General features: G+C 36.0%; 8 protein-coding genes. 4 read left to right on the top strand and 4 right to left on the bottom strand.

Annotated elements, in window-relative coordinates:
* Window positions 1-604: 604 nt before the first annotated feature.
* Window positions 605-2482 (bottom strand): sodium:solute symporter family protein, encoded by a 1878-nt coding sequence (locus tag DCO46_RS04815; RefSeq protein WP_116751441.1) that lies wholly within the window; start codon window positions 2480-2482, stop codon window positions 605-607.
* A gap of 36 nt (window positions 2483-2518) precedes the next feature.
* Entirely contained in the window at window positions 2519-4756 is a 2238-nt protein-coding gene (locus DCO46_RS04810) for a GH92 family glycosyl hydrolase (RefSeq protein ID WP_116751440.1), read from the bottom strand.
* 121 nt (window positions 4757-4877) lie between these two features.
* Between DCO46_RS04810 and DCO46_RS04805 the strand changes: the two genes are divergently transcribed.
* Together DCO46_RS04805 and DCO46_RS04800 are read left to right on the top strand one after the other, a co-directional pair.
* Entirely contained in the window at window positions 4878-5936 is a 1059-nt protein-coding gene (locus tag DCO46_RS04805) for a sensor histidine kinase (RefSeq protein WP_116751439.1), read from the top strand.
* 66 nt (window positions 5937-6002) lie between these two features.
* Window positions 6003-6716, top strand: coding sequence for a LytR/AlgR family response regulator transcription factor (locus DCO46_RS04800; RefSeq protein ID WP_116751438.1), 714 nt, complete (start codon window positions 6003-6005; stop codon window positions 6714-6716).
* A 244-nt stretch (window positions 6717-6960) separates the two neighbouring features.
* Here the strand turns inward: DCO46_RS04800 and nagB are convergent, their stop codons facing one another.
* Together nagB and DCO46_RS04790 are read right to left on the bottom strand one after the other, a co-directional pair.
* Window positions 6961-8874 (bottom strand): glucosamine-6-phosphate deaminase, encoded by a 1914-nt coding sequence (gene nagB / locus DCO46_RS04795; protein WP_116751437.1) that lies wholly within the window; start codon window positions 8872-8874, stop codon window positions 6961-6963.
* Between the two features lie 149 nt (window positions 8875-9023).
* Window positions 9024-11111 (bottom strand): alpha-L-fucosidase, encoded by a 2088-nt coding sequence (locus DCO46_RS04790; RefSeq protein WP_410503661.1) that lies wholly within the window; start codon window positions 11109-11111, stop codon window positions 9024-9026.
* Between the two features lie 315 nt (window positions 11112-11426).
* Here DCO46_RS04790 and DCO46_RS04785 point away from each other — a divergent pair, with 315 nt between their 5' ends.
* Both DCO46_RS04785 and DCO46_RS04780 read left to right on the top strand, forming a co-directional pair.
* Window positions 11427-11876, top strand: a complete 450-nt coding sequence (locus tag DCO46_RS04785) for a response regulator (RefSeq protein ID WP_116751435.1) — start codon at window positions 11427-11429, stop codon at window positions 11874-11876.
* 11 nt (window positions 11877-11887) lie between these two features.
* Window positions 11888-15514 carry a PAS domain S-box protein gene (locus DCO46_RS04780; protein ID WP_116751434.1) on the top strand — a complete coding sequence of 1209 codons (3627 nt, stop codon included), beginning with the start codon at window positions 11888-11890 and terminating at the stop codon, window positions 15512-15514.
* The last annotated feature ends 75 nt before the right edge of the window (window positions 15515-15589 follow it).

The raw sequence follows: 15589 nt of genomic DNA, 5'->3' as shown, positions 1-15589 counted from the left end.
TCTTTGTCGAGCTTCTTATGAAGATTCTTCGTTCCTCAGAATGACAAACTGGGTGTGTTATTTTTTTTATTCTCTCAATCTTGTCATTCTGACGGAGGAAGAATCTTCGTTAGTGACTCCTCCTGCTAATTCGCCAATTTTTGTCGAGCTTCTTATGAAGATTCTTCGTTCCTCAGAATGACAAACTGGGCGTGTTATTTTTTTTATTCTCTCAATCTTGTCATTCTGACGGAGGAAGAATCTTCGTTAGTGACTGCTCCTGCTAATTCGCCATTCTTTGTCGAGCTTCTTATGAAGATTCTTCGTTCCTCAGAATGACAAACTGGGTGTGTTATTTTTTTTATACTCTCAATCTTGTCATTCTGACGGAGGAAGAATTTTCGTTAGTGACTCCTCCTGCTAATTCGCCAATTTTTGTCGAGCTTCTTATGAAGATTCTTCGTTCTTCAGAATGACAAACTGGGCGTGTTATTTTTTTATACTCTCAATCTTGTCATTCTGACGGAGGAAGAATCTTCGTTAGTGACTCCTCCTGCTAATTCGCCAATCTTTGTCGGGCTTCTTGCGAAGATTCTTCGTTCCTCAGAATGACAAACTGAGTGTTTTAATCCGTTATTTTTCTAACTTTATCCAACCACGTGAATTTCAATATTGTCGTTGTTACTAAAAACACGATTAAGGCTGTTATTGCTTTTGGATAATCTCTGATAATGAAGAATATCGGAAGCAAAATCATACTCGACTGCCATACAATTCCGATGGCGCAATTCATCATATCTTTCCAGAAATCATTATTTTTTTCGAAAGTCTGGTCTTCTGCTTTTAATGTTTTGTAAACAGGATTCCACCAGCCCCAGGGTCTTACGTTGGTATAGAAAGATCGTAAAACATCCATATCCGTTGGCTTGCTTAAGAATGTTCCTAAAAGACAACCTAAAATGGAGAAACCAAATATTAGTGGAAATAAATAAATAGCCTGAACCTGCGACAAATCATACAGAAAAGATCCTTCGGCTAAATTCCCTTTGTTCATACCTAAAAAGAATTGTAAAGTAGCAATAATTAGTCCGGCGAACATTCCCCAGAAATAACCCCAGCCATTAAAACGCCACCAAATCCATTTCAGGAAATTGGCTGCTACATAACCTCCGTATAATGCACTTGTGATCCATAAGGTTAAAGAGTTGATCGAATCTGCAAAGAATCCCATGAAAACTCCCAAACCAACTACTAAGAAAGACGAAATCTGACTTACCTTAATATAATGTGCATTTGTCGCAACCGGTTTGAAGTATTTTTTATAAATGTCATTTACAATATAAGCCGGGCCGGCATTTACAAAAGCAGAGAATCCGGACATAAATGCAGCCAGTAAACCCGCTAATAAAATTCCTTTTATCCCAACCGGAATATATAAGTTCACCACTTTTGGCATTAATAATTCTAAGTCAGCTCCGGTTAATCCTGTATTTGCATTTAATTCAGGCGCTAAGTTTACCAAAGCAATTACCACTATTCCGGTAATCAATAAATATCTTGGAATAAATAAAATCAGGTTGGTGAAACCACTCATATAAGCTGCTTCTTTTACCGATTTTGTAGAAAGAACCCTTTGTAAATCGTAACTTGGTGTTGGTCCGGCAACGCTGGCAAAAAATCCTTTGAACAATGTCATTCCGATAAAAGCACCAAACATTTTATAGCCTTCAGAATCAATTAATTTATTAAAGGTCTGGAATTTGTCACCCCACTGGGTTTCAAACTGCCATCCGAAGAAAACATTTTTCCATTCTTCTGTAATCACCGAATTGATCTGGAGATCTGTATAATTGATAAAGGCATAACCCGCAATTAAAACACCTGCAATAATCATAATTAAATACTGCACCACTTCTGTGGCCACTACAGAAAACATTCCGCCTTTTACCGTATAAATTGTAGTTAAAAATATGATTAACAAAGCATAAGAACGCTCTGAAGTTAATAAAATCATATCTCCGTAATGAAGAGTCAAATCCCACGGAAGAATAATCGTTACAAATTTTCCGATTCCTTCAAAAAAGTAAGCGATAAAACCAATTGTAGAAATGATAGCAAAAATGGCAACAATAATATGAGATGCTTTTCCGGCTCTGTCGCTGCCAAATCGGGTCAAAATCCACTCAGAACCTGTCATTACTTTTGACCTTCTGATCCAGACGGCCAGGAACATCATGACAAAAATCTGATTCCATATTGGCCAAAGCCACATAAACATGAAACTTTTTACTCCATATAAAAACAGTACACCAATCATCCAGGAAGTTCCTGAAACATCAAACATTCCTGATCCGTTACTAAGACCAAGGAAATACCATTTGATTGTTTTTCCGCCAAGGAAATAATCATCTAATCCTTTTGATGCTTTTCGTGAAATCCAAATCCCTATACCTACTGAGAGCAGGATATAAGCTACGATAATTGATACGTCAATAATGTCCATTAATTTTTTTATTAGTTAGTTAGTTTGTATGATTTTTTATAACCCCCAGTTTTTATTTGGTTCGGATCCCATTACAAAATGCAAAACCCCACCTTGTAATAATTGTTTATGCGAAATGGAAGTCTGATTGAATTCAACCCCATTTAATGTTGCCGACTGGATATAGAAATTCTTTGCCGAAACATTTTCTGCTTCTACTACAAAAGTTTTTCCTCCCTGAAGGTTTATTGTTGCTTTTTCGAAAATCGGGCTTCCGATTTCATAATCTCCCGAAGCCGGATTCATTGGATATAATCCCATTGAACTAAAAACATACCAGGCCGACATTTGTCCGCAGTCTTCGTTGCCGCTCAAACCGTTTGGTGTTGTATTGTATTGTGTGTCTAAAATATGACGTACCCAGTATTGTGTTCTCCACGGTTGTCTGGCTTTGTTGAACATATAGGCAATATGGTGGCTTGGCTCATTTCCGTGTGCATATTGACCAATTAATCCTGAAATATCAGCCGAAACATTATTTCCGGTAATCTCAGAACTTTCGATAAATAACTGTTCTAAACGGTTTGTAAAAACGTCATTACTTCCGTGCAGTTTGATAAAATCTTCTACATTATGAGGCACAAACCAACTGTGCTGCCATGCATTTCCTTCGGTGTAATCGGTATGTTCCCTGTGATTAGAATGTTTAGCATCAAAAGGTTCGTTCCATGATTTTCCGTCATCTGATTTTCCTCTCATGAATCCGGTTTTCGGATCAAATAAATGCTGGTAGGCTTTTGAACGATTGTAGAAAAATTCATAATCGGCCTGTTTTCCAAGAGCTTTTGCCATTTGCGCGACGCACCAGTCGTCGTAAGCGTATTCCAAAGTTATGGTAACCGATTCATCTAATAAGTTGTACGGAATATAACCGTATTTTTTGTAGAAATTTAAACCACGTTCATCCTGCATCATGGTCGCTTTCATTGCTTCGAATGCTTTTTCGGCATCAAAACCTTTTATCCCTTTCAGATAAGCATCTGCAATTACAGGAATGGAGTGATAACCTGTCATGGTATTGGTTTCGTTTGCATACAAAGTCCAAACCGGTAAAATCTTTTTTGTTTCGTAATACGCCAGCATCGAATTTACCATATCCGAAACCCTGTTTGGATCTAATATCGTAAGCAAAGGATTTTCAGCTCTAAACGTATCCCAAAGCGATAAGGTTGAATAAGCCGTGTAATTTTTTGCCGTTACAATTTTATCATCTTCGGTTCTAAATTGCCCGTTTTTATCGCTGTAGGTTACCGGTGCAACCTGCGCATGATATAAAGCGGTATAGAAAATTGTCTTTAGAGAATCTACAGGAGTTTCTATTGTAATTTTGCTCAAAGCTTTATTCCAGGTCGATTCTGCTTTTGCTTTTACGTTTTGGAAATCAAAATTTCCGCCATCTAAATTGTCTTTTGCATTTTCTACACTTACAGAAGACAAGGCCACTTTTGCCAGTAATTCGTTGGTATTATTTGAATTAAAAAACAATTGTAATGAGGTATTTTCTCCTTCTGCAGTTTTACCTTCTACTACTTTTTTATCAGCAATTAAAGTGGTTTCTGTAATGGGTTTTGAAAATTTAGCCACAAAAAATACTTTCTGGTTTTTTGCCCAGCCTGTGCTATAGCGATATCCGCTTATTGTGTATTCGTCTTCAACTTTTATGGCTGTTTTTACTGCTTTGTCCCAATTGATAGCAAATCCTAAATCGACTATAACAGATTGTTTGTCGCCATTAGCAAATGTATATTTATGGAATGCGGTTCTTTGTGTAGAAGTTAATTCTACATTGATTTTAGGATCTTCAAGAAAAACCTGGTAAGAGCCCGGTGTTGCTTTTTCGTTAACATGATTATATTTTGATTTATACGGAAGGAAATCGCGTGAAGCGGCTTTGGCGGTTAAGTCTAGTTTTTTGTTTACAGGCATAAATAAAATATCTGCCAAATCACCGATTCCTGTTCCGCTTAAGTGTAAGTGGCTGAAACCCGCTACAATTGAATCAGAATGATGATACCCGGAACACCAGTCCCAGCTCGAAATTCCGTTATCCGGGCTTACCTGAAGCATTCCAAAAGGAACTGTTGCGCCGGGATAAGTATGTCCGTGTCCGCCAGTCCCTATAAAAGGGTCTACGTGACTAACAAAAACATCTTTTTTGCTGTTATCGTTTTTTATCTTTATTTTACAACTTGTAATTATGGTTACAAATAAAACAAGAAGAGTAAAGTTCCTCATATAATACAATCTTAATTTAACTTTAAATTTATATAATTCCCACTTTTATTAAAATTAATTTAGACGGATGACATATAAACTTAGATAAACATCAAAAAAAGTCAAAAACAGCACAACTATTATGATCCTAAATTCAAGCAGGCTGTACCGCATTCAATTGCAGTATCATATTATATTTTGGTTAACGTATTTCGTTTTTAACACCTTTCGCTGGGGCAGTTATTTTAATGATTACGGTTACTCCTTAAAGACAAATTTATTGGGCTTCCCTATTCACATGGCTTTATGTTATCTGAATATATTGATCCTTATGCCAAATCTTATTTACAAGAAAAAATACCTGGCGTATGTCATTTCAATTTTGTCTGCCATTTTTATTATGGTGGTTTTAAAATTTAATCTTACCTATATATTAATAACGCACGAAGTCTGGCCGGAAGGCCCGGAAACCATAGACAAACTAACACTCAATTATACGATTGATATGATGATGGGGGAATTGTATGTCATGACTTTTGTAACGGCTATCAAGATTACTTTTGATTTTTTGAGAGAACAAAAAAGGGTAACCGATCTCGAAAAATCGCAGCTTGAAACTGAATTACTTTTCCTTAAATCGCAAATCTCACCGCACTTTTTCTTCAACACGCTGAATAATATTTATTCGTTATCTGTAGAAAAATCAAACAAAACCCCAAAAATTGTACTGAAACTTTCTGAGTTGATGCGCTATATGCTTTATGATACCAGAAGCCAGAAACAATCTCTTGAAAATGAAATACTCTGCATTCAGAATTATCTGGATTTAGAACGAATCAGAAATGATGAAAGACTGGAAGTTAATATGTCTGTCTCCGGAGATATTCATGATAAGGAAATAAGTCCTATTATATTATTGACTTTTATTGAAAATGCATTTAAGCACGGAGTGAATAAAAACACCGGAAAAGTCAAAATTGACATCAGTTTTAAAGTCAAAGAAGACTTTCTTTATTTTAAAATTTCAAACCCTACACCAGAAATTACCGTACATACAGATAATTTTAACAAGTCAAGTGGTATAGGAATTGAAAATGTCAAAAAAAGACTGGAATTAGGTTATAATAAAAATGACTATAAGCTATCATTTAAAAATAAAAACGATATTTTTGTCGTGAAGCTTATAATTAAGGTGTCTTAATTATCTGAAAAGCTTTTTTTTATACTATACCCCCCGATTCTTTTACCAAGAAAAAATAATATAAAAATGAGAATAAATTGTTTGATTATAGATGATGAGCCATTAGCAATCAATGTTATTAAAAATTATTTAGAAGCTGTTGAAAATTTTGAAGTTGTTGACACTTTCAGCAACCCTATTGAAGGTCTTAATTTTTTAAAAAACAACAAAGTCGATGTAATTTTCCTGGACATTAATATGCCTGTACTGGACGGAATAAATTTTATCAAAAGCTTAGATAATCCGCCTTTGCTTGTGATAACAAGTGCTTACAGTCAATTTGCAATTGAAACTTATGAACTGGATGTTCTGGATTATCTCGTAAAACCTATTGAGTTTCCGCGATTAATGAAAACGCTGAATAAAATCAGCAAAAGATTAAACAGCAGTACTCATATTCCTCAGGAAAATAATACCGAAAGCCCTTTTATATTTGTGAAGATTGACAAAAAAAGAATGAAAAAAATCTTTTTTAACGAAATCCTGGTAATCGAGAGTTTAAAAGATTATTTAAAAATAAATACTTTAACCGGAAAGTATATCATACACAGCACCTTATCTGATTTTACAGATTTATTGCCCGAAAGAAATTTTCTAAGAATACATCGTTCCTACACCATTGCAATTGATAAAATTGATGCGGTTGAAGGAAACAGTATTGAAATCGAAGGCCTGAGATATGTAATTGGAAGATCCTATATTGACCATGTCAAACAAAGAATTCTGAATTCCGCTGGTTAAAATTCCCTGATTAAAAATTAAATTCTGTTTGAATTTCAGCATAGCCCGCGGTTTCAACCGTGGGAGATAGAGAGATTGTGCAATTATTACGCTCCAATAGTTGAAGCCATTGGCAATATTTATTTTGCTGTTTTTTTATTTTTTAAACAAAAAAAAATGCAACCACGAGGGTTGCATTTCCATACAGGTAACTAACCAAAATAAACCATTTAAAAAATAATTTATTACTCTTCTATTTCATTAATTAGAAATAATATCGTTTAAATGCTTCAATAGCCGAATAATCTGCTAATCCTAAAGCATGGTATTTTTCTGCTGTCAGTCTGTTTCGGTCTTCGACCCTTACCCAGAATTCTCTGCTGTCATCGCCCTGAAACATAACACCATCTTTTTGAGACTGGTGGTAAAAAATAGCATGACGCTTTTTCAGAACCTGATCCGGACTCATCGGAACTGCCATTTCAATTTGGTAAGACTCCCATTCGTGCCATGCACCGCGGTACAGCCAAACCCAACAATCATCCATGAAACTTTTGTGTTTTAATCTTTTTAAAGCTTCAAATAAACTATCCAGGCAGACTTTGTGCGTTCCGTGCGGATCTGCCAAATCTCCTGCCGCATATATTTGGTGTGGTTTTATCCTTTCGATAATATCACACATAATTTCAATATCTGCTTCACCAAGATTATTTTTCTTTACCGTACCTGTTTCATAAAAAGGTAAGTCAAGAAAGTTGACATTAGAATCAGGCAAACCTAAATATCTTGTCGCCGCCAGGGATTCGCTTCTTCTGATTAATCCTTTTAATTTTCTAACTTCAAGCAAATCTATATCGTTGCTTTTTTTGCTTTTCAAAAAGCTGATAATATTTTCTGCGTCTGTTGAACCTGAATTAAATGCTTTTGAAATTTCAGCAAACTTTAAAGCTTCTTCATTAGAAACAGCAATATTACCTGAAGTCTGATATGCAATATGTACTTCATGTCCCTGTTCTACCAGTCTGTCAAAAGTTCCGCCCATCGAAATAACATCGTCATCAGGATGCGGGCTGAAAATAATAATTCTCTTTTTTTCCGGAGTTGCGCGTTCCGGTCTGTAAGTATCATCAGCATTTGGTTTTCCACCCGGCCAGCCTGTAATCGTTTGCTGCATTTTGTTAAACATCTTGATGTTTAAGTCATACGCAGTTCCCTCTTCGGTCAACAGGCTCGACATGCCATTGTCGTTATAATCCTTATCTGTTAGTTTCAGAAAAGGTTTTTTGGTCAATTCGCTTAACCAGGCAACGGCTTTGAGTTTTAACTCCTCTGTCCAGATAACCGATTTTACCAACCACGGAGTTTTTACCCTTGTCAATTCAGACGAAGCTTCGGTATCCAGAACAAATGTTGTGTTGTTATGCTCTTGTAAGTACGTTGCCGGTACGCGTGAAGAAATTTCTCCTTCTATAGTTTTCTTTATTATGCCTGCTTTGCTTATTCCCCAACCCAGAAGTACAATTCTTTTTGCGTTTTTGACTGTACCAATTCCCATTGTAATGGCTTTTCTCGGTACATTATCAATTCCTAAAAAAGAAGATGCAGCATCCATACGGGTCAAATGATCGAGCGTGATACTTCTTGTCCCTGAATTTACGTGAGATCCAGGTTCGTTAAAACCGATATGTCCGGTTCTTCCAATTCCTAAAAGCTGAAAATCCAATCCGCCATAGGCTTTAATTTTCATTTCATAATCAATACAGTATTGCTGTAAATCTTCATTACTTATATTTCCGTTCGGAATATTAATATTCCCCGGAAGGATATTGACATGATTAAAAAGGTGCTCATGCATAAAGTGGTAATAACTCTGAATATTATTTCGGTCCATCGGATAATATTCATCTAAATTGAAGGTTATTACGTTTGAAAAATTCAAACCTTCTTCTTTATGCAATCTGACTAATTCTTCATAAACTTTAATTGGCGAAGAACCCGTTGCCAAACCTAAAACGCATGGCTCATTTAGTTCTTCTTTTCTCTGGATTATGTTTGCAATCTCCTGAGCAACTAATATGGAGGCTTCCTGAGATGAATCGAAAATGACGTTATGAATTTTTTCAAAACGAGTTTCTTCAAACTTTCCAGCTTCTTTAAAATTTATACCTTCTTTAATCATTTATCTCTAATTCATTTATTTATATGTTAAAATTAGATTTTTAATATTCTAAAAAATTAAAAATTCGACTAATAACATAAAACCGTCGGTAAAAGACATAATTAGAAACTTTAAAAAAAATCAGGATCCGTTAATCCTAAAAAAGACTGTTATTCTACCACATTTATTTCTGCTATTGAAACCGTTTGTGCTTTTGTCACACTGGACACAGCAACAAAACGAATATATCTGGCTTTGGTTTCTCCAAACATTTTCACCTGTTCTACAGGATTGTTTTTTATGTTTGAAAACTCCCCTTCAGACTGCTTTGTCCATTTCATATTATCGGCACTGGTGTAGAATTCATAATGCGATATCAGATTCAGATTATTCCCCACTTGCTGCGGAAAATAAGTAAATCCTTTTATTTTTATAAACGCGCCCATGTCAATTGTAATTTCCTGCGGAAGTTTGTTTGAATCATTTCCGAAACCCCAATCTGTATTTGGATTTCCGTCTATAATGCGATTTACAGTATTCATATCTCCGCTTGACGCCGAAAGCACTTTCCATCTTTCTTTAGAAATTCCATATTTGGCTGTCGTTATCGCGCTGCTGATGTTTTCTTCCTTATTAAAAGCAACCGCTTTTATTTGTACTGCTTTATTGTATTTGAAAGTTTCTTTATATAAAGTACTTTTTATTGTTGGAGTTTTTCCATTAACCGTATAATAGATCACATCTCCTTCTTCGGCTTTCATCGTTACTGTTCCGTTTTTATCACGCTGTATCTCAGGAGATTTTACAAATGTAGGCGCATTATAAGCCTGAATATTCGAAATAACAATACTTGCTTTTGAGTCTGTAATGTTTATTTTAAGTGCAGAAGCCAGAACCCTGTCAAATCTCAGGATTCTTTTGTAACCAATAGTCGTTTCATTGGCAACAGTTTTCCATTGACCGTCAACTTTAGCTTCAACAGAAAATGCTTTAACACGCTGTCCCAGTTTTATATATTCCTGAAGCAGAACACGATTGATAGCCGTTGGCTTATCAAAATCAAATTCAACTGAAGCCGTTTTTACAGCATCATCTGTTGCCCAATAAGAGTTTTTATTACCGTCTGTTACATTTTTTGCAGCAAATTCAGTACTATTTCCTCTCACATTATCGGCAGTAACTTTACTTCCTGCGAGTAATTCAGTTTTAAAATCTGATTTTATAGTAGCCACTAATTCATTTAATCTTACCTCATCATTTTCATTGACAAGTCCTCTTCTGTCAACTGGGAGGTTAAGTAACAAATTGGCATTTCTTCCTATTGATTCATAATAAATATCAACCATTTCATCCAAAGGGCGAACTTTATCATCTTCTACAGCATGGTAAAACCATCCCGGTCGTATAGAAACATCTGCTTCTCCGGGAACCCATTTTTCTCCGTCTTCATGTCCCGATACAAATTCGGTATAATTTACTTTTCCGGCCAGTTCATCTTTCTGACGCAAAAGACTCCAGTTTGTTTTTCCGGCACGGCCTTCTTCATTTCCAATCCATCTCGCTTCTGATGGGCCAACGCCCCAGACAAGTGTTTTTGGAGCAGTCTGATATATTAATTTATAGGTTTCATCCCAGTTATAATATTCAAGCGAATTTATTTTTCTCATTTCATTGGCTCCGCCATAATAGCCGTCTCCGCCGTTGGCTCCGTCAAACCACATTTCAAAAACATCTCCGTAATTGGTCAGTAATTCTTTCAGCTGATTTCTGAAATACGTAATGTATTCCGGTTTTCCGTATTGTGGATGGTTTCTGTCCCATGGAGAAAGATATAATCCCAATTTTAAATCGTATTCTTTGCAGGCTGCGGCCAATTCTTTTACCAAATCACCTTTACCCTTTTCCCATGGCGAGTTTTTTACCGATCTTTCTGTATAAGCCGACGGCCATAAACAAAATCCGTCATGATGTTTGGCAACCAGTATAATTCCTTTCATACCCGCCTGCTTTACCACACGCGCCCACTGACGAACATCTAAATTTGTAGGGTTAAACAATTCTGGTGACTCATCGCCATAACCCCATTCTTTATTGGTAAAAGTGTTTAATGAAAAATGTACAAATGCATAAAACTCCATTTCGTGCCAGTCAACTTGCTTCTGCGTAGGCAGAGGCCCAAAAGGTTCCGGAGATTTTACCTGAGATTTTGCAGGCTGAATTACGAATAAAAAACTCAGTAACAGAAAAGTGGTTTTTATCGGGGTCATGTTTAGTACAGTGTTTGTAAGCGAATTAAACCATAAATTTAAAGCAAATGAATATTTTGTCCGGCACTATTTCGACCAATAACAATTTTGAAAGAGTATTGGGCTAATTACAGACTAAAAAGTATAGCTCTTTTTGAGATTAGTTTCCTGTTTCAGTTAAAAATAATCATTTAATAAAAAAATGAAAGATAATTCTTTAACATAACCCTCTTTAAAATGATAAAATTTGACAAAAAACGTAATAAATTAGTTTTATCTTAGCTCTGTAAAAGTAAAAACCAATTAAATTTTCTTATTTTTATAGATATGAATACACCAAATTATAATCTTTTACTTGCTGATGACGACGAGGATGATTGTGCTTTTTTTAAAGAAGCACTTGATGAATTACATTTGCCTGTCTCTCTTGTAACGGTTAATGATGGTGTGCAACTTATGGATTTTTTATCTGAAAAATCTGTTGATAATCTTCCGGATATCCTTTTCCTGGATTTAAATATGCCAAGAAAAAATGGTTCTGAATGCCTTACGGAAATAAAAAAGATTGAAAAATTGCAACAACTTCCTGTAATCATTTTTTCGACTTCACTCGATATCAATATTGTCGATTTAATGTATGAAAAAGGCGCTATGCATTACATTAGGAAGCCAGGTGATTTTTCCCAATTAAAAAAAGTAATAGGAAATGCACTTGCGGTAACTACCGAAAACAATTTTAACCAGCCGGCAAAAGAAGATTTTATACTCCAACCCTAATAATTATCTGAATGAGCAGTACAAATAATGAATATTATTTTCTGGCTGATGGCGGAGAAATGGGCAAAATGATCCGGGCAAAAGACTGGAATAACACTTTGCTCGGAAATCCTGAAACATGGCCAAAAAGTCTTCAGACAATGGTATCGGTAATGATCAATAATCCGTTCGGAATGTATATTGCCTGGGGAGAAAATTATACTCAATTATACAATGACGCATTTCGTCCTATTCTCGGGGCCACGAAACATCCTGAAGCGTTAGGAATAAGTTCTGAAATTACTTTTGCTGAAATTTGGGAAATTATCGGGCCTATGTTTAATGAAGTAATGAAAGGTCAGGCAGTAAGTTTTCCTGATTTCATGGTGCCATTAGACCGAAATGGATTTACGGAAGAATGTTACTTTGATTTTTCGTACAGCCCGATTAAAAAAGAAAACGGTGAAGTTGGCGGTATCCTCGTTACCGTAATTGAAACTACAGAAAAGAAAAAAAGTGCAGAGGCATTAAAACAAAGCAATGCAAGGTTTATAAACAATATCATGCAGGCACCGGTGGCAATGTGTGTTTTTAGAGGCAAAAATCATGTTGTTGAAATCGCCAACAAACAAATGGTTGAATTATGGGGATTAAAAAATGAAGAGGTCATCAACAAACCGATTTTTGAAGCATTACCGGATACAAAAAATCAATATCTCGAAGATTTGCTTGATACTGTTTTTATTACGGGCAAAAAATTTACCACAAACGAACAATTGGTTCAGCTGCCGCGAAATGGAAAGCTGGAAAACACTTACATCAATTTTGTATATGAAGCCCTGACAGACCCGGACGGGACTATTTCGGGAATTGTAGCTATTGCTATTGAAGTAACCCCGCAGGTTTTCGCACGTGAGAAAGTAGAAGAAAGCGAGCAAAAAATGAGGCAATTGGTCGAAAATGCCCCTTTTCCGATTGCGGTATATGTTGGAGAAGAAATGATTATAGAACTGGCCAATGAATCTATCATTGATTTATGGGGAAAAGGAAATGATGTAATTGGAAAATCATTTAAAGATGTTTTGCCCGAACTGGATAATCAACTGGTATTTGAGCAGATAAAAACAGTTTATGATACCGGGAAATCTTTTCATACCACAAATACCCCTCTTGACCTGACTATAGACGGAAAAGATCAGACTTATTATTTCAATTACAGTTTAACTCCCTTATATGACATAAATGGCAATGTTTATGGCGTAATGAATACCGGGGTCGACCTTACAGATCTGAATATAGCCAAGAAAAAAATAGAAGAAAGCGATAAACGTTTTCGTAATACAGTGAAACAGGCCCCTGTTGGAATAACGATTTTACGCGGTTCTGATTACATGGTAGAAATGGCCAATGAAGCATACTTAAAACTCGTTGGAAGAGAAGAAGAAACTTTTGTCGGAAAACCTCTTTTTGATTCCCTGCCCGAGGTTGAAAAAATTACCAGCCCTCTGCTCAAAGACGTATTCGAAACAGGGATTCCGTATCATGGAAATGAAGTTCCTGTTCCGATCAACCGATACGGAAAAAAAGAAGAAATTTATTTCTTTGATTTTCTTTACCACCCTTTAAAAGAAGAAAATGGCGAAATTTCAGGTATAATCGTCACTGTTACGGAGGTTACAGAAAAGGTAGAAGCCAGAAAAAAAACAGAGCTTAACGAAGAAAAACTTAATATTATAGTAGAAGCAAGTGAACTCGGAACCTGGGAATTATATCCAAAAACGGCCGAAGTTTTATATTCTAAAAAATATCTCGAAATTGTTACCGGAAATAGTGATGCTGATAACCTAACCCACGAACAATTACTAAAATATCTTCACCCGGACGATATGCCCGTAAGGCAAAAAGCGTATCGGGATGCCCTCGATACAGGATATCTCCATTATATAGCCAGATTAATCTGGAATGATAAATCGATACATTGGGTAGAAGCCAAAGGAAGTGTTTTTTATGATACTGAAAAACAGCCCGAAAGATTATTGGGAACCATCAGAGATATTACAGAAGAAAAAAAATACCAGCAGGAAATAGAAGAAAGCGAGAAGAGATTCCGTTCCCTTACCGAAAGTCTTCCCCAATTGATCTGGGAAACAGACGAAAAAGGAAATTCTTTATTTGCATCTGGCAAATGGCTGGAATTTACCGGTACTCATCCCAAAAGTGATGAGGAATGGAAATCGCTTATTCACCCAAATGATTACGCGGAAAACATCAGAACGTGGACTAACAGCTTAAAAACCGGAGAGGCTTACCGCTGCGATCTTCGTATTAAAAGCAAAAATGGCGGCTACAGATGGCATACAGGAATTGGTGAGGCTGTCCTGAATAAAAATAATGAGATTATAAAATGGGTTGGCGCTTTTACTGATATTCAAAATGAAAAAGCTTTTACTCATGAACTCGAACAACAGGTAAGTGCCCGAACCAAAGAGCTTATTCAGATCAATGAAACGCTTCAGAAAAGTGAGGAACGCTATCATTTAATGGTAGAAGAAGTTCAGGATTATGCTATTTTGTATTTAAACCGTGATGGAATTGTTGAAAACTGGAATGTCGGAGCAGAAAAAATAAAGGGTTACAAAGCCGAAGAAATCATCGGAAAGTATTTTGCTGCTTTTTACACAGAGGAGGACCGAAAAAATAACTTGCCGCAAAAACTTTTGCAATTGGCCCGCGAAAAAGGCAAAGCATTACAGGAAGGATGGCGCGTTCGCAAAAACGGAAGCCTTTTTTGGGCCAGTGTTGTAATTACAGCCGTTCATAACAAAAAAAATGATGTAATCGGATTCTCAAAAGTGACACACGATCTGACGGAGAAAAAACGCGCCGACGATAAATTAAAACTGAATGCACTTGAACTCGAGCAGAAAAACATAGAATTGGAGCAAATTAACCAAGAACTCCAGTCTTTTACCTATATCTCGAGTCATGACCTGCAGGAACCGCTTAGAAAAATCCAGACTTTTGCGTCCCAGATTATGGACAGGGAATTGGATAATTTATCGGATAGCGGGAAAGACAAATTTCAGCGAATTCAAAATGCTGCACAGCGAATGCAGACTTTAATCAATGATTTGCTTTCTTATTCGAGAACAAATGTTCAGGAACGAATATTTGAAAAAACAGATCTTTCTGAGATTATTAATGAAGTGCGTGAAGATTTAAGAGAAGAACTCGAACAAAAAAATGGTGTTATAGAAAATAATGAATCACAGGAAGTAAATATTATTCCTTTTCAGTTCAGGCAATTGATATACAATTTGGTGAGCAACTCTATTAAGTTTGCTAAACTGGATAATCCTCCACATATAAAAATTACCAGTAAAATAGGAAAAGGGGAACTTTTTAAAAACGATTCACTTTCTAAAGAAAAAAACTATTGCCATATCAGCATTTCTGACAACGGTATTGGTTTTGACCAACTGTACAACAAAAAAATATTTGAAGTTTTCCAGCGCTTACACGGAAGAGAACTTTATAAAGGGACCGGTATTGGGCTAGCGATCGTTAAAAAAATTGTAGAAAATCATAACGGATTTATTTCTGCCAAAGGTGAGCCCGATAAAGGCGCTACTTTTGATATTTATATTCCCGCAGATTAGTATAAAAACAAAAAAAACGGAGACAACTTCACAAGTCATTTCCGTTTAATTCCCAATCCTGAGGATCAGGGTTTG

Origin of the sequence: Flavobacterium sp. HTF (genome assembly GCF_003105115.1) — a bacterium.
GTDB lineage: Bacteria > Bacteroidota > Bacteroidia > Flavobacteriales > Flavobacteriaceae > Flavobacterium.
Note: the sequence above shows the minus strand (reverse complement) of the source record. Positions and strands in the feature narration are given on the sequence as shown.

Coding starts and splice junctions, on each gene's coding strand:
- DCO46_RS04815 (WP_116751441.1), bottom strand. CDS start 2,482: ATGGACATTATTGACGTATCAATTATCGTAGCTTATATCCTGCTCTCA.
- DCO46_RS04810 (WP_116751440.1), bottom strand. CDS start 4,756: ATGAGGAACTTTACTCTTCTTGTTTTATTTGTAACCATAATTACAAGT.
- DCO46_RS04805 (WP_116751439.1), top strand. CDS start 4,878: ATGATCCTAAATTCAAGCAGGCTGTACCGCATTCAATTGCAGTATCAT.
- DCO46_RS04800 (WP_116751438.1), top strand. CDS start 6,003: ATGAGAATAAATTGTTTGATTATAGATGATGAGCCATTAGCAATCAAT.
- nagB (WP_116751437.1), bottom strand. CDS start 8,874: ATGATTAAAGAAGGTATAAATTTTAAAGAAGCTGGAAAGTTTGAAGAA.
- DCO46_RS04785 (WP_116751435.1), top strand. CDS start 11,427: ATGAATACACCAAATTATAATCTTTTACTTGCTGATGACGACGAGGAT.
- DCO46_RS04780 (WP_116751434.1), top strand. CDS start 11,888: ATGAGCAGTACAAATAATGAATATTATTTTCTGGCTGATGGCGGAGAA.